Origin of the sequence: Dactylosporangium sp. CA-092794 (genome assembly GCF_050948465.1) — a bacterium.
Classification (GTDB): Bacteria; Actinomycetota; Actinomycetes; order Mycobacteriales; family Micromonosporaceae; genus Dactylosporangium.
This window is the reverse complement of sequence record NZ_CP192044.1, coordinates 5,025,436-5,044,057: the sequence shown is the minus strand read 5'-3', so window position 1 is coordinate 5,044,057 and position 18,622 is coordinate 5,025,436. Positions and strand designations below refer to the sequence as shown.

The 18,622-nt window shown below is 71.5% G+C and carries 15 protein-coding genes; 4 read left to right on the top strand and 11 right to left on the bottom strand.

Translation table 11 applies throughout. The annotated features are described in order from the left end of the window. Position 1: 1 nt before the first annotated feature. The 7 genes from ACQPXD_RS21760 to ACQPXD_RS21730 all read right to left on the bottom strand — a co-directional run bounded on the left by ACQPXD_RS21760 (position 2) and on the right by ACQPXD_RS21730 (position 9,888). Complete coding sequence (locus ACQPXD_RS21760) at positions 2-1,588, bottom strand: glycoside hydrolase family 13 protein (RefSeq protein ID WP_432841283.1); 1,587 nt, start codon at positions 1,586-1,588, stop codon at positions 2-4. A 22-nt stretch (positions 1,589-1,610) separates the two neighbouring features. Further along, positions 1,611-4,514, bottom strand: a complete 2,904-nt coding sequence (locus ACQPXD_RS21755) for a CBM35 domain-containing protein (RefSeq protein ID WP_432841281.1) — start codon at positions 4,512-4,514, stop codon at positions 1,611-1,613. A 26-nt stretch (positions 4,515-4,540) separates the two neighbouring features. Further along, positions 4,541-5,419 (bottom strand): carbohydrate ABC transporter permease, encoded by an 879-nt coding sequence (locus ACQPXD_RS21750; RefSeq protein WP_432841279.1) that lies wholly within the window; start codon positions 5,417-5,419, stop codon positions 4,541-4,543. Between the two features lie 11 nt (positions 5,420-5,430). Next, positions 5,431-6,372 (bottom strand): carbohydrate ABC transporter permease, encoded by a 942-nt coding sequence (locus ACQPXD_RS21745; protein WP_432841277.1) that lies wholly within the window; start codon positions 6,370-6,372, stop codon positions 5,431-5,433. A gap of 6 nt (positions 6,373-6,378) precedes the next feature. Beyond that, positions 6,379-7,719 (bottom strand): ABC transporter substrate-binding protein, encoded by a 1,341-nt coding sequence (locus tag ACQPXD_RS21740; protein WP_432841275.1) that lies wholly within the window; start codon positions 7,717-7,719, stop codon positions 6,379-6,381. Positions 7,720-7,939: 220 nt separating this feature from the next. Next, positions 7,940-8,929 carry a LacI family DNA-binding transcriptional regulator gene (locus ACQPXD_RS21735; RefSeq protein ID WP_432841273.1) on the bottom strand — a complete coding sequence of 330 codons (990 nt, stop codon included), beginning with the start codon at positions 8,927-8,929 and terminating at the stop codon, positions 7,940-7,942. Between the two features lie 86 nt (positions 8,930-9,015). Then, positions 9,016-9,888 (bottom strand): AraC family transcriptional regulator N-terminal domain-containing protein, encoded by an 873-nt coding sequence (locus tag ACQPXD_RS21730; protein WP_432841271.1) that lies wholly within the window; start codon positions 9,886-9,888, stop codon positions 9,016-9,018. Between the two features lie 114 nt (positions 9,889-10,002). Between ACQPXD_RS21730 and ACQPXD_RS21725 the strand changes: the two genes are divergently transcribed. Further along, entirely contained in the window at positions 10,003-11,016 is a 1,014-nt protein-coding gene (locus tag ACQPXD_RS21725; RefSeq protein WP_432841269.1) for an aldo/keto reductase, read from the top strand. A gap of 90 nt (positions 11,017-11,106) precedes the next feature. On the opposite strand, the gene ACQPXD_RS21720 is transcribed toward ACQPXD_RS21725, so the two are convergent. Together ACQPXD_RS21720 and ACQPXD_RS21715 are read right to left on the bottom strand one after the other, a co-directional pair. Continuing rightward, positions 11,107-12,153, bottom strand: a complete 1,047-nt coding sequence (locus tag ACQPXD_RS21720) for a 3-deoxy-7-phosphoheptulonate synthase (protein ID WP_432841267.1) — start codon at positions 12,151-12,153, stop codon at positions 11,107-11,109. A 213-nt stretch (positions 12,154-12,366) separates the two neighbouring features. Further along, positions 12,367-13,596, bottom strand: coding sequence for a putative bifunctional diguanylate cyclase/phosphodiesterase (locus tag ACQPXD_RS21715; protein WP_432841265.1), 1,230 nt, complete (start codon positions 13,594-13,596; stop codon positions 12,367-12,369). Positions 13,597-13,770: 174 nt separating this feature from the next. Here ACQPXD_RS21715 and ACQPXD_RS21710 point away from each other — a divergent pair, with 174 nt between their 5' ends. Both ACQPXD_RS21710 and ACQPXD_RS21705 read left to right on the top strand, forming a co-directional pair. Next, positions 13,771-14,751 carry a sporulation protein gene (locus ACQPXD_RS21710; protein ID WP_432841263.1) on the top strand — a complete coding sequence of 327 codons (981 nt, stop codon included), beginning with the start codon at positions 13,771-13,773 and terminating at the stop codon, positions 14,749-14,751. A gap of 223 nt (positions 14,752-14,974) precedes the next feature. Beyond that, positions 14,975-15,967: a TauD/TfdA family dioxygenase gene (locus ACQPXD_RS21705; RefSeq protein WP_432841261.1), complete on the top strand. Its 993-nt coding sequence runs from the start codon at positions 14,975-14,977 to the stop codon at positions 15,965-15,967. On the opposite strand, the gene ACQPXD_RS21700 is transcribed toward ACQPXD_RS21705, so the two are convergent. Both ACQPXD_RS21700 and ACQPXD_RS21695 read right to left on the bottom strand, forming a co-directional pair. Beyond that, positions 15,890-16,903: a DUF6879 family protein gene (locus tag ACQPXD_RS21700; protein ID WP_432841259.1), complete on the bottom strand. Its 1,014-nt coding sequence runs from the start codon at positions 16,901-16,903 to the stop codon at positions 15,890-15,892. The genes ACQPXD_RS21705 and ACQPXD_RS21700 overlap by 78 nt on opposite strands. A gap of 86 nt (positions 16,904-16,989) precedes the next feature. Continuing rightward, positions 16,990-17,847 (bottom strand): SDR family oxidoreductase, encoded by an 858-nt coding sequence (locus ACQPXD_RS21695; RefSeq protein ID WP_432841257.1) that lies wholly within the window; start codon positions 17,845-17,847, stop codon positions 16,990-16,992. A gap of 76 nt (positions 17,848-17,923) precedes the next feature. Here ACQPXD_RS21695 and ACQPXD_RS21690 point away from each other — a divergent pair, with 76 nt between their 5' ends. Beyond that, a complete protein-coding gene (locus ACQPXD_RS21690; protein WP_432841255.1) occupies positions 17,924-18,364 on the top strand; it encodes a MerR family transcriptional regulator in 441 nt (146 codons plus the stop codon). Positions 18,365-18,622 lie beyond the last annotated feature (258 nt).

Genomic DNA, 18,622 nt, shown 5'->3' with positions numbered 1-18,622 from the left:
GTTACTCCTGCGTCAGCCAGACCGCGGTGTCCGGTGGCAGCATCCCGTCGGCGAGCGGACCGCTGGCGGCCAGCGGCACACCGGCCGGCAGCCCGACCGGCTCCGGCGACAGGTTGACCACGCAGACGAAACCGCCGTCGCGGCGGAACGCGAGCACCCCGTCCGGGCTGTCCAGCCACTCCATCGGCCCGTCGCCCAGCCCCGGCAGGGAGCGCCGCAGCGCGAGCGTGCCGCGGTACAGGTGCAGCATCGAGGACGGGTCGCCGGTCTGCGCGGCGACCGTCCGCGCGGCCCAGTCGGCGGGCTGGGGCAGCCAGCCGGGGCCGCCGAAGCCGTACGGTGGCTCGGTTCCCGACCAGGGCAGCGGCACCCGGCAGCCGTCGCGGCCCGGGTCGATGCCGCCGGTGCGCTTATGGATGGGATCCTGGCGCGCCTCGGGCGGCAGGTCCTCGGCCTCCGGCAGGCCCAGCTCCTCGCCCTGGTAGACGTAGACCGAGCCGGGCAGGGCGAACGTGAGCAGCGCCGCCGCCCGCGCCCGCCGGGTGCCCAGCGCCAGGTCCGCCGGCATGCGGTGGCGGGTCTGGCGCAGCGCGTGCTCGAACCCGGTCTCGGCCCGGCCGTAGCGGGTGACGTGCCGGGTCACGTCGTGGTTGGACAGCACCCAGGTCGCCGGCGCTCCCACCGTGGCGTGGGCGGCCATGGTCTCGTCGATGCAGCGGCGCAACGCCTTCGCCTCCCACGGGCAGCCGAGGAAGTCGAAGTTGAACGCCGCGTGCAGCTCGTCGTGGCGCAGGTAGCGGGCGAAGCGCAGCGGGTCGGCCAGCCAGACCTCGCCGATCAGCGCCTTCGGCTGCGGATAGGCGTCGGCGATGCGCCGCCACCGCCGGTACAGCTCGTGGAGCTCGTCGCGGTCGTTCCAGGGGTGCGGCTCCGGCGGCGCCGCCGGGTCGAAGTCGGGCAGGGCCGGGTCCTTGGCGACCATTGCCGCCGAGTCGATCCGGATGCCGTCGACGCCCCGGTCGAACCAGAACCGAAGGATGTCGTCGAACTCCTCGCGCACCGCCGGGTGGTCCCAGTTGAGGTCGGGCTGGCCGGCGTCGAAGAGGTGGAGGTACCACTCGCCGTCGGCGACCCTGGTCCACGCCGGGCCGCCGAAGATGGACTCCCAGTCGTTCGGCGGCGCCTCGCCCCGCCCGGACCGGAAGTGGAAACGGTCGCGGAACTCGCCGGTGGAAACCGCGGCCCGGAACCACGCGTGCTCCACCGAGGCGTGGTTGGGCACGATGTCGATGATGATCCGGATACCGGCCGCGTGTGCCTCGTCGATGAGCGCCTGCGCCTCGTCGAGGGTGCCGAACACCGGGTCGATGTCGCGGTAGTCGGCCACGTCGTAGCCCGCGTCGGCCATCGGCGACGGGTACCACGGGCTGAACCAGATGGCGTCGATCCCCAGGTCCCGCAGATACCCGAGGTGGCCGCGAACCCCGGCCAGGTCGCCCACGCCGTCGCCGTCGGAGTCGGCGAAGCTGCGCGGGTAGATCTGGTAGATGGCCGCATGCCGCCACCATCGGGTGTCTGCTGTGGACACTGTCAATCCCTCCTGAGGGGTGCTAGAAACCGCTGTTGCCGGGGCCGCGGACGATCGAGAAGCCGGTGGGGTTGTTGAGGCCGCCCGAGCCCGTGCCGGAGACCGTCACGTAGTTGAACGTGCCGCTGCCGGGGGACGCGATGTCGATGCCGTAGGTGCCGGCACCCTGGACCCGGACGTGGTCGAAGGTGATCCCGGAAATGGTCTTCTGCCAGCTCATCAGGATGCCTTGATAGGTGGAGTCGAGGACGTCGACGTCCTGCACCAGCACCGGCGCGGTGATGTCGCGGGACTCGGCGTAGATCCAGATGGCGCCCTGGCTGCTGCCCCAGTTCTCGTTCCAGCCGCCGGTGCGGGTCAGGGTGTTGCGGCGCACGAGCGTCGTGCCGCCGAACGGCTGCGCGCTGTGCCAGGTGCTGACGGTGATGCCGGCCGACACTGCGACGGTGTCGGAGAACAGGTTGTCCTCGATGCGGTTGTCGTTGCCGCCGTAGATCGCCGCCGTGTTGGCGAGCATGGGCAGGGCGGCGGTGTTGAACAGGAAGGCGCCGCCGGTGACCGGGGTGGCGTAGGACCAGATGGCGAGCGCGTCGTCGCCGGTGTTGCGGAAGGTGCTCTGCTCGACGCGGACGTTGGCGACCCCGTTGTTGGCGATGTCGGGGTTGGGGAAGGTGTTGACGTTGACGCCGTCGGCGAACGTGTCGCGGACCCGCACGCCGGCGACGTAGAGGCCGTTGGTACTGCCGTTGGCCCACAGGCCCACCTTGGAGTGCTCGACCCAGACGTTGTGGATGAGCGAGCCGGTGCCGAAGTCGCCCTCCATCGCCGCGTCGGTGGTCACGGTGCCGTCCGGGTCGCGGTAGCGCACGTCGCCGGCGAAGGTGAAGTCGGCGAGCTGGACGTTGCCGCCGGTGGCGAAGAACCCGCCGCGGCCGTTGTTGCCGCGGATCGTGGAGTACCACACGCCGGCACCGCGGACGGTGACACCGCTGACCGTGAGCCGGGAGGTGAGGTCGAAGGTGCCGGCCGGCACCCAGACGGCCTTGCCCTGCGCCTTCGCGGCGCTGATCGCGGCGTTGAAGGCGGCGGTGTCGTCGCCGGAGCCGGAGGTGGCGCCGTAGGCGGTGACGTCGAGCGAGTTCGCCGGCGCGGCGAGCGCGGGGGCGGCGACCTCGGCGTCCACCAGGTCGACGGTGATCGGCGTGCCGGTGTCGTTCTGCAGTCGCAGGACGGTCCCGGCCGGGTACGTCGTGGCGAACTTCAGCCGGGTCTCGTCGAAGAACCGGTGCCCGTTGCCCAGCGACGGGTCGTTCGGGAAGGGGTACGCGCCGTAGACCCAGCTGTAGGCGGAGGTGAGGGTCAGGTCGGTGACCTTCGCGCCGCCGGCGTAGAGCGCCAGCGGCGCGGTCGTGCCCGTGCCGGCGGCGTTGTCCGGGATGGAGTAGCGCACGACGACCGCGTCGGCCGGCTGGGCGAGCGTGATCTGCAGGTACTTGCCGGCGTTGTCCAGGCGCACCGCCCGGCGGCCGGACGACTCCGACGCGATGGTGCGGTAGGTGCGGTCCGGGCCGAGGACCACGCCGTTGGTCGTGCCGTTCTCGGCCTCGTACGTGGTGTACGGCAGGGTCGCGCCGCGGGCGGCGAGCGCCGCCGCGCCGGTGACGGTGACGCTGTCGAGCTGGACGTTGCCGGAGTCGCCGGCGTCGTACTGGTAGCCGATCAGGTTGAGCCCGGCCCGCAGCGGCAGGGTCTGGGTGACGCTCTGCCAGCCGCTGCCGGCGGCCATCGACACCTGACCGGACCGGATGCCGTTGACGTAGGCGGACAGGGTCTTCGTGCCACCGCTGGTGTTGCTGTAGCGAAGGGCGACCGAGGCGCTGCCGGCGGCGGTGACGTTGACGGTGCGGATGACCCGCGCGCCGGCCGTCGTGAAGCCGGTCGCGTAGCCGGTGCCGCTGTAGCCGGCGATCGACGCGGCCGCGGCGGCGCCGCCGGACAGGAACGCGGTCTCCAGCTCCGCGCCACCGGCCGGCGGCGGGGTGACCTCGGTGACGGCGAGGCTGTCGAGGTTGACGTTGCCCGAGTCGGTACTGTCGAAACGGTACGCGACGGAGTTGCTCGCGTTCGGCAGCGACACGGAGTCGGTGCGCGTCGCCCAGCTGTCCCAGTTCGCGGTCGGCGCCAGCGAGACCTGCGACAGCTTGGAACCGTTGACGTACAACGACAGCGTCATCGTCGCGCCGGTGCCGTTGGCGTAGCGCAGCGCCAGCTGACGGCTCCCGGTACCCGGGACGGTGAACGTCGTGGCGGCGTTGCCCTTGTTGCCGTCGGTGTAGCCGGCCACGAACCCGGTGCCGGAGTATCCACTGTGGTCGGTCGCGACCGCGGCGCCGCCGGACAGGGCGGCCGACTCGGCCTCGTAGGTGCCCGGCGGCGGCGCCGGGACGTCGGCCACGGTGAGGCTGTCGAGGTTGACGTTGCCCGAGTCGCTACTGTCGAAACGGTACGCGACGGAGTTGCTCGCGTTCGGCAGCGACACCGTATCCGTGCGCGTCGCCCAGCTGTCCCAGTTCGCGGTCGGCGCCAGCGAGACCTGCGACAGCTTGGAACCGTTGACGTACAACGACAGCGTCATCGTCGCGGTGGTGCCGTTGGCGTAGCGGAGGGTGAGCTGGCGGCTCCCGGTACCCGGGACGGTGAACGTCGTGGCGGCGTTGCCCTTGTTGCCGTCGGTGTAGCCGGCCACGAAGCCGGTGCCGGTGTATCCACTGTGGTCGGTGGCGACGGCGGCGCCGCCGGACAGGGCGGCGGACTCGGCCTGGTAGACGGTGGTCGCGGCGGTGGCGGAGGGCATGGCGCCCAGGACGCCGGCGGCGGCGACCAGGACGGCGGACCCGATCGCGAGCAGGCGGGATCGTCGGAGCATCGGATTGATCTCCAATCTGAAAAGGTTCAGCCCTTGAGCGCGCCGGCGGACAGCCCGCTCAGGATGCTGCGCTGGAAGACGGCGAACACGACCACCATCGGGATGCTGGCGATCGCGAGGCCGGCGAACATCTCGTTCTGCGTGACGTACCCGGTGAAGGACAGCCGGCTGAGGGCCACGCTCAGCGTCTGCTTGTCCGGGTCCTGCAGGACCAGCAGCGGCCAGAGAAAGTCCTTCCAGGCCCCGACGACGGCGAAGATGGACACCACCGCGAGGACCGGCCGGGACAGCGGCAGGATCACGTGCCACAGCAGGCGCAGCCGGCCGGCCCCGTCGATCGAGGCCGAGTCGAGCAGGTCGTCGGGGATCCGGTCGAAGAACCGTTTGAGGACGTAGATGTTGAAGGCGTTGGCGGCGCCCGGCAGCCACAGCGCCCACGGGGTGTTGAGCAGGTTGAGGTGCAGCAGCGGCACGTCGGCGACGGTCAGGTAGCTGGGCACGAGCAGCGCCGCGGCGGGCAGCATGAGGCTGGCGAGCATGCCGCCGAGGATGAGCTTGCCGAACCGGGGCCGTAGCTTCGACAACGCATAGGCCGCGGCGACGTCGACGACCAGCTGGATCAGCCAGCCGCCCAGGGCGTAGAACGCCGTGTTGAGCAGGAACCGGCCGATCTCCAGCTTCCGCCAGGCGTCCACATAGGTGCCCGGATGCCAGCTGTGCGGCACGAGGGTCGGCGTCGGCTGGGCCAGCTCCACCGGCGTCTTCACCGCCCCCGTCACCATCCAGTAGAGCGGGAAGAAGAAGATGACGACGAACGCGGCCGCCAGGCCCCACAGCACGAGCCGGTAGACCAGGCGGGCGTGGCCGCGGCGCAGGTCGGCGTCGGAGATCAGGGAACGGTCCATCGGTGTCCTCCTCAGTCCTGCGCGTCGCGGGTGAGCCGCAGGTAGGCGGCCGAGAACGCGCCGAGGACCACGAACAGCAGCACGCTCATCGCCGCGGCCATGCCGAAGTCGTTGTTGACGGTGAAGGCGTACCGGTAGATCAGCACCATCACCGTGATCGAGTCCGGGTTGGTGGTGCCGGTGAGCTGATACGGCTCGATGAACACCTGCATCGTGGCGATGACCTGCAGCAGCAGGAGCACCAGCAGCAGGAACCGCAGCTGGGGCAGCGTCACGTGCCGGATCCGCCGCCACACGCCGGCGCCGTCGAGCTCGGCGGCCTCGTACAGCTCGCCGGGGATGGCGGCCAGCCCGGCGAGGTACATGATGGCCGTGCCGCCCATGTTGGCCCAGGTGCTGACCAGCACCAGCGACACCATGACCATCCGCGGTGACTGGGTCCAGCCGGACTCCGGCAGGTGCAGCGCCGCCAGCACGTTGTTGAACAGACCGTTGCCGGGATCGTAGAAGTACTGCCACAGGATGACGGTCACGATCGGCGGGAGCATCACCGGCAGGTAGACCGCGAAGCGGAAGAACCCCCGCAGGTGCCGAAGCTCGTGAATGACCAGCGCGACGACGAACGGCACGAGGTACCCGAACAGCAGCGCGAGGCCGGTGAACTCCAGCGTGTTCTTCCAGGCCGTCCAGAACAGCGGGTCGTCGAACACCGCGGTGAAGTTGTCGAAGCCCACCCACACCGGGTCGGTGACGAAATTGTCCTGCTGAAAGGCCAGGATGATGCCCTTCACCAGGGGGTACCAGCTGAACAGCCCGAAGCAGAGCAGACCGGCGGCCAGGAAAAGGTACGCGTGCAGGTTGTCCGCCAGCCGCCGCCGGCGCCGGGAGCCGCCGCCCCGCGCGGGCGCCGGGACCGGGCGCCGCGCGGGACGGGTGGGCGTGAGCACCGCCATGACCGGCTACTTCACCGTCGCCAGGATCTGGTTGACCTGGCTCTGCGCGTCCTTGAGCAGCTGGTCGACGTTCGCCCCGGGGTCGGTGAGGACCTTGAGCATCACGGTGTCCAGGGCCGCGTAGATCGGCTGGGCGTTCGGCGGTTCGAGCTTCAGCGGTACGGTAGCGCTGCGGTCGGTGAACGGCTTGTAGTTGGCGGCCGGGACGTTGGCGTATTTCACGTTGGCCGCGAGCAGCTTCTGCTCCGACGCACCGGTCCAGATGTCCGGCTCGGGGATGCCCACCGGCTGGTTCTTGTCGTTGTCGAGCTTCTTGTCGGCGTCGACCCGGTCGGGATCGAGCTTGCGGAAGGCGAGCCACTGCAAGCCGGCCTTGATCTTCGCGGGGCTGAGGCCGGCCTTGAACATGTAGCCGTCGCCGCCGCCCAGGGTCGCCTTGCCGTCGGGGATGACGCCGAGCCCGTAGTCGGTGTAGTTGCCCTTGTACTGGTTGACGATGTTCGGCAGGTCGCCGGTGCCGCCGACGAACATGCCGAGCTTGCCGGCGGCCATCTGCTGCAGCAGGTCGGCGTACTCCAGCTGCTGCTTCTCGGCCATCGACCGGTCGGTGAAGCGCAGGTCCTTGAGGGTCTGCAGCACCTGCCGGCCCTTGTCGTTGTCGAACGCGGCCTTCCAGGTGTCGCCGTCCTTCACCGCGACGTCGCCGCCGACGGAGTACAGCTCGGCGGTGAAGTGCCAGCCGCCGGTGTTGTTCTTGCTGTAGTCGCCGTAGCCGGTGATGCCGTTGCCCAGCGCGGTGATCCGCTTCGCGGCCTCGCGCACCTCCGCCCAGGTCGCCGGCGGCTTGTCCGGGTCGAGGCCGGCCTGCTGGAACAGCTTGCGGTTGTAGAGCAGGCCGAGGGAGTAGTTCGCCGACGGCAGGCCGTAGACCTTGCCCTTGTCGTCGCTGAACACCTTCATCAGCCCCGGCCGCACGTCCTTGATCGCGGGGACGGTGCCGAGATACGGGGTGATGTCGGAGACCTGGTGCTTGGCGATGAGATTCGGCGGGTCGGTGAAGTAGACGTAGAAGACGTCCTCCAGCTGGCCGCCGGCGAGTTTGGCCGCGAACGTCTTCGGGTCCATCTGACCCTCTTTGGCGTCGATCTTGATGTTGGGGTACTTCGCCTCGAAGTCGCGGATGTCCCGCTCGAAATTGGCCCGGTTGTACTCGTCGGTGGCCGCGGGCAGGCCGTTGACGGTGATGGTGACGGGTCCGTCGGCGGCGGTCTTGTCGTCACCGCCGCCGCACGCGGCGGCACCGGCCAGCAGGGCCGTCGACAGCAGCGCCGCTAAGGCTCGCTTCATGGGTCCTCCCCTTGCTGAGGGCACAAAGGATCGTCCGGGCCTGGCGGGTCCCGGAAGGTTACGCTTCGTGAGCTACTCGCGGGTCGCAGGCCCGATCAGCGGACCGCGTGGACACGAGAGTAGGACCATGGACGTCGGAAAGTCCATAGTCTGGTGCAAGTCTTTGCAAGCCGATCCGCTCCGGCTTGCTTCAGACTGCAAACACGGCATCCATCGATGCCTAGTGCCTGGCCGGCCCGGTCGAGCTGCGCACGATCAGCTCGGGGTCGTGCAGCGCCTCGTCCAGCGCCGCCTTCCGGCCCTCGATCTGGGCCACGAGCGAGGCGACCGCGGCGGCGCCGATGGCGTCGATCGGCTGGCGGACCGTGGTCAGCGGCGGGTCGGTGAAGGCCATGTAGGACGAGTCGTCGAAGCCCACCACCGACAGGTCCGCCGGCACGGCGAGGCCCTGCTTACGGGCGGCCCGGATGACCCCGAGGGCGAGGGTGTCGCTGGCGCAGACCACCGCGGTGACGCCCGCGTCGAGCAGCCGGGCCGCGCCCGCCTGCCCGCCCTCAATGGAGAACAGCGTGCGCGCGACCAGCCGGGCGGCGCCACGCTTGAGCAGGCGCTGGAACTCGGCGGCCTTGCGGTCGGAGGGCACGTGCCCGGCCGGGCCGGCGACCAGCCCGATCCGCTCGTGCCCCAGCGACGTCAGGTGGCTCAGCGCGAGGTCGACCGCCATCGCGTCGTCGACGGCGACCCGGGCCACGCCGAGGTTCTCGTCGGCGGCGTTGATCAGCACCATCGGCAGCCGGCGCCGGCGCAGCGCCTCGGCCTGCTCGGGCCCGGCGTCGGCGTAGCTCGCGCCCACGAAGATGATCCCCGCGACGTGCCTGGCCAGCAGCATCTCGATGTAGTGCGCCTCGGACACGCCGTCGGCGGTGCGGGTGCACAGCACCGGCACCAGGCCCTGCCGGAACAGCGCACCGGCCATCGCCTCCGCGTAGGCCGGGAAGATCGGGTTGTGCAAGTCGGGCAGCACCATGCCGACCAGGCGGGCCATCTCGCTGCGGTGCTTGAACGGGCGCTGGAAGCCCAGCACGTCGAGCGCGGTGAGCACGGAATCCCTGGTTGCCCGGGCGATCCCGGGCTTGTCGTGCAGCACCCGGCTCACGGTCGCCTCGCTCACGCCCGCGAACCGCGCCACCTCGGACAGCCTCGTCACCACCCCCTCAGGGTAGCGAAGGTCGTGCAAAAATCAACATGATCTTTGCAAGCACTTGCATCACCGTGTGTGATGCCGCAAAGGTCTTGCTACGCCACGGTTCCCCGGGCCCGGCCGGGTGACGTACCGAATGCCCGGCGGTAGTCCCGGCTGAACTGCGACGCGCTCTCGTAGCCGACCATGCCGCCGATCGCCGCCACGCTGTCGGCCTCGGTCAGCAGCAGCGTGCGGGCGGCCTGCAGCCGGATCTCCTTCTGGAACTGCACCGGCGTCATCGACGTGGCCGCCCGGAAGTGCCGGTGGAACGAGGTCGGGCTCATCCCGGACAGCGCGGCGAGCCGGCCCACCCGCATCGGTTCGCGGTAGTGGTCGCGGATCCAGCGGATGGCCCGCGAAACGTGCGCGATGGTTCCGTTGGCCAGCCCGATCTGGCGTACCGTCGCGCCCTGCTCCCCGGTGAGCAGCCGCCACAGGATCTCCCGCCGGTAGCCGTCGCCCAGCACGCGCAGCTCGGCCGGATCGCCCACGGCCCGCAGCAGCCGGACCACCGGGTCGAGCAGCCTCGGTCCGGCGTCGCTGACCGCCAGTGCGCGGGTCTGCGGCCCGCCCGCGGGGGCCGGGACGTCCGGCAGCAACGGCGCGATGTCGGCGGCCCGCAGCCGCAGGCTCACCACGGCGAACGGCTCGTCCGGGCTGGCCCGCAGGGCCTGGCCGATCACCGGCAGGTCGAGGGTGAGCACGAGGAACTGCCCGGCGCGGTAGTCGTACGGCACGCCGGCCAGCGTGGTGCGCTTCGCGCCCTGGGCGACGATCGCGACCGACGGCTCGGACATCGCCGCCACCGGCTCCGTCGGCCGGTCCACGCGCGCGACCGTCACCCCGTCCAGGATCGTCCGGGTGACCGCCGGCCCGCGCCCGGCGTGGCGCAGGATGAGCGCCCGCAGCTCGTGCAAAAGGTCCACGCCGACCAGCTTGGCAGGATCCGGCAGCCCGGCGGCAGGATCGGGCTCGCCGCCGGCCCGGCGCCGGTGCTGGCATGGAACGGTCCGAAACGCCGACCGGAAGGCACGTACCACATGCAACGCAGAACGCTCGGCACGACCGGCATCTCGGTCAGCGAGCTCGCGCTCGGCGCGATGATGTTCGGCCAGTACGGCAACCCCGACCACGACGACGCGATCCGCATCATCCACCGGGCCCTCGACGCCGGGATCAACCTGGTCGACACCGCCGACGTCTACTCCACCGGCGAGTCCGAGGAGATCGTCGGGCGGGCCCTCAAGGGCCGCCGGGACGACGTCGTGCTCGCCACCAAGTTCGGCCTGCCGATGGGCGAGGATCCCAACCGGCGCGGCGGCTCGCGCCGGTATATCTTCCGGGCGGTCGAGGACAGCCTGCGCCGGCTCGGCACCGACCACATCGACCTGTACCAGATGCACCGCCCCGACCACGAGACCGACGTCGCCGAGAGCCTCGCCGCGCTGTCGGACCTGGTGCGGGCCGGGAAGATCCGGGCCTTCGGCTCGTCGATGTTCGCCGCGGAGCACATCGTGGCGGCGCAGTGGGCGGCGGAGCGGCACGGGACGTACCGTTTCCAGACCGAACAGCTGATGTATTCCATCTTCACCCGCCGGCCGGAGGCGCACGTCCTCCCGGCCATCCAGCGCCACGGCCTCGGAGTGCTCACCTTCGGTCCGCTCAACGGCGGCTGGCTGTCCGGCCGGGCCGATCCCACGGCCGGCCACCGCGCCTCGGGGCAGCCGGCCCGGTACGACGCCGGCGCACCCTACGGCCGCGCGAAGGTCGCCGCCCTCGCCGAGCTCGGCGACCTCGCGCGGGAGGCGGGGCTGACGCTGCCCCGGCTGGCGCTGGGCTTCGCCGGGGCCCACCCCGCCGTCACGTCGGTGCTGATCGGCCCGCGCACGGCGGACCAGCTCGACGACCTGCTCGCCGCGGCCGGCGTCGAGCTGAGCGGCGACGTGCTGGAGCGCATCGACGCGATCGTGCCGCCCGGCCTCGACGTCAACCCGGAGGACAACTACTTCACCACCCCGCCCGCGCTGCTCGACGCCCGCTTGCGCCGGCGCTGACGTCCTCTGCGTCGGGTCGTGGCTCGCCGGGCCCCGTCGTCCCGCGAAGCGGCCGCCGCGATCCCCGGGGTCGCGGCGGCCGCGGAGCGGTCAGCGGGCGCGGCGGGCGCGGACCGCGGCGGCGAGGTCGTCGAGCAGGGCCTCCGTGGTCTCCCAGGACATGCAGGCGTCGGTGACGCTCTGGCCGTAGGTCAGCTCGCCGCCGAGGTCCTGGCGGCCGGCGACCAGGAAGCTCTCCAGCATCACCCCGGCGATCCCGTCCTGCCCGCCGGCCACCTGGTCGGCCACCTCGCGGGCCACGACCGCCTGCCGCACGTGGTCCTTGCCGCTGTTGCCGTGGCTCGCGTCGACGATGAGCCGCCGCGGCATCTGCGCCTTCTCCAGCCGGGCGAGGGCGTCGGCGACGTCGCCGGGACCGTAGTTCGGGCCGCCGCGGGCGCCGCGCAGGATGATGTGGCAGTCCGGGTTGCCGGTCGTGGAGACCACCGCCGCCCGCCCCTCCTCGTCCACGCCGAAGAACACGTGCCGGCTCGCCGCGGTGCGGCACCCGTCGATCGCCACCTGCACGTCGCCGTCGGTGCCGTTCTTGAACCCGACCGGCATGGACAGCCCGGAGGCCAGCTGCCGGTGCACCTGGCTCTCCGGCGTGCGCGCACCGATGGCGCCCCAGGAGACGGCGTCGGCGATGTACTGCGGGCTGGTCGGCTCCAGGAACTCGCACCCGACCGGCAGCCCCAGCGCCAGCACGTCGAGCAGCAGCTCGCGGGCCAGCCGCAGGCCGCGGGGCACGTCGAACGTCTCGTCCAGCCCGGGGTCGTTGATGAGGCCCTTCCAGCCCACGGTGGTGCGGGGCTTCTCGAAGTACACCCGCATGACGATCGACAGGTCGGCGGAGAGCCGCCGCGCCGCCTCGGCCAGCCGCCGCGCGTAGTCGACGGCGGCCACCGGATCGTGCACGGAGCACGGCCCGACGACCACGAGGAGCCGGTCGTCGCCGCCGGTGACGATGCCGTGGACCTCGTCCCGGCCGCGCTGCACCACGTCGGCGCGGCGCTCGTCCATCGGCAGCTCGGCGGCGAGCTGGCGCGGGGTGAACAGCGGCCGGTAGCCGGTGACCCGAAGATTGCTGGTGTTCATGCCCGTCTCGGTTTCCTTCCCAGGGAGGCGGGCCCGGTGTGTCCAGCCCGCCGCGCGACACGACGAAGGGCAGAGACTTCGGTCTCTGCCCTGGCTGGCTCCGGGTGGTCTAGGTCAGCGTGCGTGACCGCCGGCTCCACCCGGAGCCACGGTAAACGCCTGATAACCCAGCATCACCCGGCCATGGTACCCCACGACGCGACGCTCCCGGGATCAGGGAACGTGTGGCGCGATCGGCACCCGGGCCACGCCGCGCGGGCGGCCGGTGCGCAGCAGCGCGGTGAGGTGGTCGGCGGGCGCGGGCATGCCGAGGTGGTAGCCCTGCGCATACGGCACCATCAGCTGCCGCAGCCAGTCCAGCTGGTCCTCGCTCTCCACGCCCTCGGCGGTCACGTCGATGCCGACGCTGCGGCCGAGGTCGCCGAGCAGCCGGACGACCGCGTCGTCGTTGCGGCTGTCGAGCATGCGGGCGACGAACGAGCGGTCGATCTTCAGGCCGGTGACCGGTAGTACCGACAAATGACGCAACGTCGCCGAACCGGCCCCCATGTCGTCGAGCACGATGCCGACGCCCTGGTCGCGCAGCTCCCGCAGCTGCCGCACGGCGTCCTGCAGCTGCGCGAGGTCGGCCGACTCGGGCAGCTCCACCCGCAGCCGGTCCGGGGCGAGCCCGGCGCGGCGCAGCGCGGCGAGCACCTGGCCGGCGAGGTCGGGGGCGCTGAGCGTCTCGACGGTGAGGTTGACGTTGACCGCCCGCGGCGCCTGCTCGCCCAGCGCGGCGTCCCAGGCGGCGAGGTCGGCGCAGGCGCGGTCGAGCACCCAGCGGTCCAGCGCCGGCAGCTGCCGGGCGCGGTGCACGCCGGACAGGAACCGGTCGGGGGTGAGCAGCCCGTGCTGCGGGTGCTGCCAGCGCACGAGCGCCTCGACCGACCAGACCCGCCCGTCGTTGACGCCGATGATCGGTTGGTAGAACAGCCGCAGCTCGCCCCGCTCGATGGCGGGGACGATGCCCTCGCCGCTGGCCGGGCGCGGGCCGAGCCGCGCGCCGATGTCGACGGCGATGCGGACCTTGTCGCCGCCGGCCTGTTTCGCGCGGTACATCGCCAGGTCGGCCTCGCGCAGGAGCGTCTCGGCATCGGCACCGGGCGCGCCGATGGCGACGCCGACGCTGGCCACGCTGTGCGCGCCGGACGGCAGCGCCGGATCGGGCGTGGCGATCGCCTGCCGGAACCGCTCGCCGAGCGCGACGGCGGACAGGTCCGGCCGCCGGGCGCCGGCGACCCGGGTCAGCACCGCGAACTCGTCGCCGCCGAGCCGCGCGACGAGGTCGCCCTCGGTGGCCGCCGCGGTGAGCCGGTGGGCGGACGAGACGATGAGCCGGTCGCCGACGTTGTGCCCGAGCGTGTCGTTGACCTGCTTCATCCGGTCGAGGTCGACGAACACGACCCCGACGCTCTCGGCGCCGCGGCTGCGACCTGTGCCACGGTGTCCATCATCGAGCAGGCACTACGGTCCGCAAAGCCCAATCTTGCTGGTAACCGGCGCTTTGCCCGCCGTTCAGCGGCGTCCGTTCGGTATTGCGGAAACCGTACAGTTCCACGTGCTAATGTCCATTCCATGGTGTTCAAGAAGATGCTCGCGGCGTTCGGGGTCGGCGGCCCCGGCGTCGACACCGTGCTCGACACGCCCACCGTCCGGCCGGGCGGATTCATCGACGGGACCGTGCACGTCCAGGGCGGCGACCGCGACGCGCAGATCGAGCGGGTGGTGCTCTCCCTCGTCACGCGGGCCGAGTTCGAGGGCGGGGCGTTCGACCGCGAGGCCGGCCTCGAGCTGGAGCGGGTCGTCGCCGCCGAGCGCTTCCGGGTGCCGGCCGGGCAGGCACAGTCGCTGCCGTTCCGCCTGCCGGTGCCGTGGGAGACCCCGATCACCGACGTCTATGACCGGCGCCTGCCCGGCATGGTGATGGGCGTGCGCACCGAGCTGGAGGTCGCGGGCGGCCGCGACAAGGGCGACCTCGACCCGGTCGCGATCGAGCCGCTGCCGCTGCACCAGGCGATCCTGGACGCCTTCACGACGCTGGGCTTCCGCTTCAAGTCCGCCGACGTGGAGCACGGCCGCGTCCACGGCGCCCAGCAGCTGCCCGTCTACCAGGAGATCGAGTTCTGGCCCGCGCCGCAGTACGGCGGCCGGATCACCGAGGTGGAGCTGACCTTCGTCACCAACCCGCACGGCGTGGAGGTGGTGCTCGAGTTCGACAAGCGCGCGGGCCTGTTCCAGTCCGGGCACGACGCCTACAGCCGCTTCGGCATCGGCCACGACCAGACCGCCGGCACCGACTGGCCGGCCGTCGTGGACGGTTGGGTGCGCCAGGCCACCGAGCGCTACGCGAGTCACCTGCCTCCCGCCCACGGCTACGCCCACGACCCGTATGGCCACGGCCCCTACGGCGGCCACGGCCACGGCCACCGCACCGGCCCCGGCATGGGCACCGTCGTAGCCGCCGGCGCCGCCGGCATCGTCGGCGGCCTCGTCGCCGGCGAGATCATCGACGAGGTCTTCTTCGACGACGAGGGCGGCGACTTCGGCGAGGAGTAGCACCGCCGGGCATCGAGAATGAATCCGCGCAGGGGCGCCGGCCGGGCAGCAAAATATTGGACCCGCCCGGGTAGCACACAACGCCGGGCGTATCCTTTGCGTCATCGCCTGGCGGTGTACCGGCTTGTCCCGATTTGCGGCGTCTTTGGCCGTCGTTCGTCGGCCAGGGTCCCGGTGGCTTTGACGTCTCGATCAGCGGAGGACAATGGTGTCTGCCAACGCGGTGCGGCCTATCGCGCGACTGCCGCTCGCGCTGGAGGATGGCGCGGCCATCCGCACGTTGGCCGACCGGGTGCTGACCGAGGTTCGTCACGATCGGCCGGAGGCGCGGCTACACGCGGTCGCGCTGCTCTCCCAGGAGCTGCCGATGGCGCTGCGCCGGGCGCTGGTGGACTTCCGGCTGTCCGGCGACGGCGGGCTCGTCGTGGGTGGCCTGCCGCTCGAAGACGCCGACCTGGGCACCAGCCCGCCGATCAGCGCCGAGCCGCCCCGCCACGACGAGCTCGCCCGGGCCGACGCCATGCTGCTGCTCGTCGCGTCGTTCCTGGGCTATCCGGTCTCCCAGGCGGGCGTCGACGACGGGCGGCTCGTCCGGGACGTGAGTCCCCTGCCCGGCAACGAGACGACGCAGCTCGGCTCCAGCTCCTCGGGCGAGCTGATGTGGCACAACGAGGACGCGTACCACCCGTTGCGCCCCGACTGGATCTGCCTGCTGTGCCTGCGCAACCCCGACCGCACCGCGACGAGCTTCGCGCGCATCACCGACGTGCCGCTCGACGAGTCCACCCGTTCGGTGCTCTTCCAGCCGCTCTTCCGCATCGAGCCGGACTCGTCGAACACGGCCAGGGCAACCGGTGCCGGACTGCCGTCGGTCGCCGTGCTCAGCGGTGACGCCGACCGCCCGTTCGTCCGGCTCGATCCGGCGTTCATGAGCCGGCGCGGCGACGAGGACCCGCGGGTGGGTGTCGCGCTCGAAACGGTGATCGAGGCGGTCGGCCACACCATGCAGGACGTGCCGCTCGCACCGGGCGAGATCATGATCATCGACAACCTGCGGAGCGTGCACGGGCGCCGGCCGTTCACCGCGCGCTACGACGGCAGCGACCGGTGGCTGCGGGTCGTCCACGCCACCGCCGACCTACGCCGGTCCGAGGGGCTCCGCACCGGGGACCACGGGCGAGCCGTTCTGGCGGAGGTAGGGCTGGCTCACCGGTAGCGCGCTCGCCCACAGTTCGTGGAAGCGCTCGATGCGGTAGCGGACCGCCTCCTCGTCGAGCACGAGCCGGGTGGTGTACCGCCACGACGCCCCGGGCGCCTCTGAACGGGTCACCGGCGTCGTGTCGTAGCAGATCTGCCCGTCGAAGATGACGAAGTCGGACAGCGCGCCGTCCCGCGCCACATCGCCGCCGTCGACCAGCCGCACCTCGATGCCCGCGCTGCGCTGCATCACCAGGATCCGGCTCAGCTCCGGATGGTTCAGCAGCGTCGGCGACTCGACGATGAAGACGCGCCGGATGACCACGCCCCGGCGGACGGCGACGCGCTGCAGGTCGAGATACCGGGCGCCGAGGTCGCTGAGCCAGAAGCCGGCCTCGAAGCCGACCTCGTCCGCGTTGACCGTCGCCCAACTGGTGGCGAGGACCGATTCCGTGATCCCGCGGGCCAGGGCGAGCAGGAACTCCCGGTCCTCGCCGTCGTAGAAGAGCTCGTGTCCGTCCGACAGCGACTGCAGCGTCTCGGCGAGCCGCCTGGTCTCGCTCTCCGCCAGGGCCCGCACCAGCGGTGGGCTCGCGGCCGTGACGTTGGCGGACCGGCGGATCACCTGCTTGAGCAGGTCACGGCGGACGGCGGACTGCTCGATCTCGGCCATCAGCTCGGTCGCCTCGCTCACGCCGTCGAAGCCGCGCCGGATCAGCTCGCGCAGGTCCGCGATCGCCGCCCGGTGGGCCCGTTCGGAGCCGTCGAGGCGGCGTTCGACGTCGACCAGGTACTGCGCGAGCAGCGTCACGCCGCCGATGACGACCGTCAGGATCAGCTGGTCGGCCAGGGTCACCCGCAGGACGTTGTCCAGCAGTGCGGAGCCTGCGAAGCCGACGAACCCGGTGAGCAAGGCCCAGCCGATCTTCCGCAGCAGCGTAGTGCCGTGCGTCATCTCGATACCCCCTGCTCGATGGTATCGACGGAGACCGCTGCGGTAACCGCGCATTCACGGGGATGAGAACGTGAATGCGGCATTCATCACCGCCGTTCCGCATCACCCCCTTGCGCGCCATCCCGCACAACCGACAACGCGACCTCGCGGTGTGCGTCATGCTCGGCGAGCCGGGCGGCGAGCGACGCCCGCACGTCGTCGTAGGTGTCGCGGCCGAGCGGCAGGCGCAGCGGCGCCGCCCCGGAGTCGACGAGGTCGATCATCGCCGCGGCGATCTTCCGCGCGTCGTTGGGGAAGTCGAAGGCGCCACCGGTGACCGCGCGGCGCACCTCGCCCGCCGGGGTGTGCTCGTACTCCGGCATGACCGGGGCGGTGACGGCGGCGTCGGCGAACCCGGTCGGCGTCGCGCCCGGCTCGACGATGGTCAGCCCGATGCCGAACGGCGCGATCTCGCGGGCCACCGTCTCGCAGAAGCCCTCGATGCCCCACTTCGAGGCGTGGTACGAGCTGAAGTTCGGATAGGTGGTCTGCCCGCCCGCGCTCGAGACCTGCAGGATGCGCCCGTGCCCCTGGGCGCGCAGGTGCGGCAGCGCGGCGCGGATGACCCGGATCGAGCCGAGCAGGTTGGTGTCGATCACCCGCCGGATCTGCTCGTCGCCGGCCTCCTCGACGGCGGCGAAGACGCCGTAGCCGGCGTTGTTGACCACCACGTCGATCGTGCCGAGCGCGGCGAACGCGCCGTCCACGGCCCGCCGCACCTGCTCGGCGTCGGTGACGTCGAGCCGGGCGACCCAGAGGCGGTCGCCGTGCCCGGCCCGCAGGCCGTCCAGCGCCTCGGGCCGGCGCAGCGTCGCGGCGACACGGTCGCCGCGGGCCAGCAGGCGTTCGGTGAGCAGGCGGCCGAAGCCGGAGGAGGTACCGGTGATGAACCACGTCGTGGGCATGATGTTCCTTTCGTCGCTCTCGTCCGCAACGCTACGAGTTCGAGTCGACTCGAAGTCAAACTCGTACACTGGCGGGATGAGCACCTTGACCATCGGCGAGGTCAGCGCGATGACCGGCCTGACCACGCACACGCTGCGCTTCTACGAGCAGGAGGGACTGTTCTTCGCCCCCGTGCGGCGCAACGCGGCCGGGCGGCGCGTGTTCACCGAGGACGAGGTGGAGTGGCTGCGGGTGTGCACGAAGCTGCGTTCCTCGGGCATGCCCCTACCCGAGATCCGCCGCTACGCACAGCTGGCCCGGGACGGCGCCGGCAACGAGGCCGAGCGGTTCGAGATCCTGCGCCGGCACGAGGCGAAGGTGCGCCGGCAGGTCGCCGACCTGCAGGAGGCCCTCGCCGTCATCCACGCGAAGGTGGAGATCTACGCCGGGCACCTCGCGGCCGGCACGGCCGACCGGCTGTGGCTCGACGGACCGACGTGCGACCCGCCCACCGGCCCCGCCGAAGGCCGCGCCTAAGGCCTGTATCAGCGGGGTCGAAGGCGGTGACCGGCCGCCTCCACGCCGCCAGAACCAGAGCCGGCTCAACCCCGCCGATCCGCAGCGGCGCGACCCCCAGCGACCCCGCGGCGTTTTGCTTCCGCGCTCATGCGCCAGAGGCATCCACTGGCTGGGATCCTCATGATCGCGGAGTGATAGTGCCGCTCCTGGTACATCGTCGCTCCACGATCATGGAGATCCCGCCATTCGGGACACTCCTCGGCATGATCGCGGAAA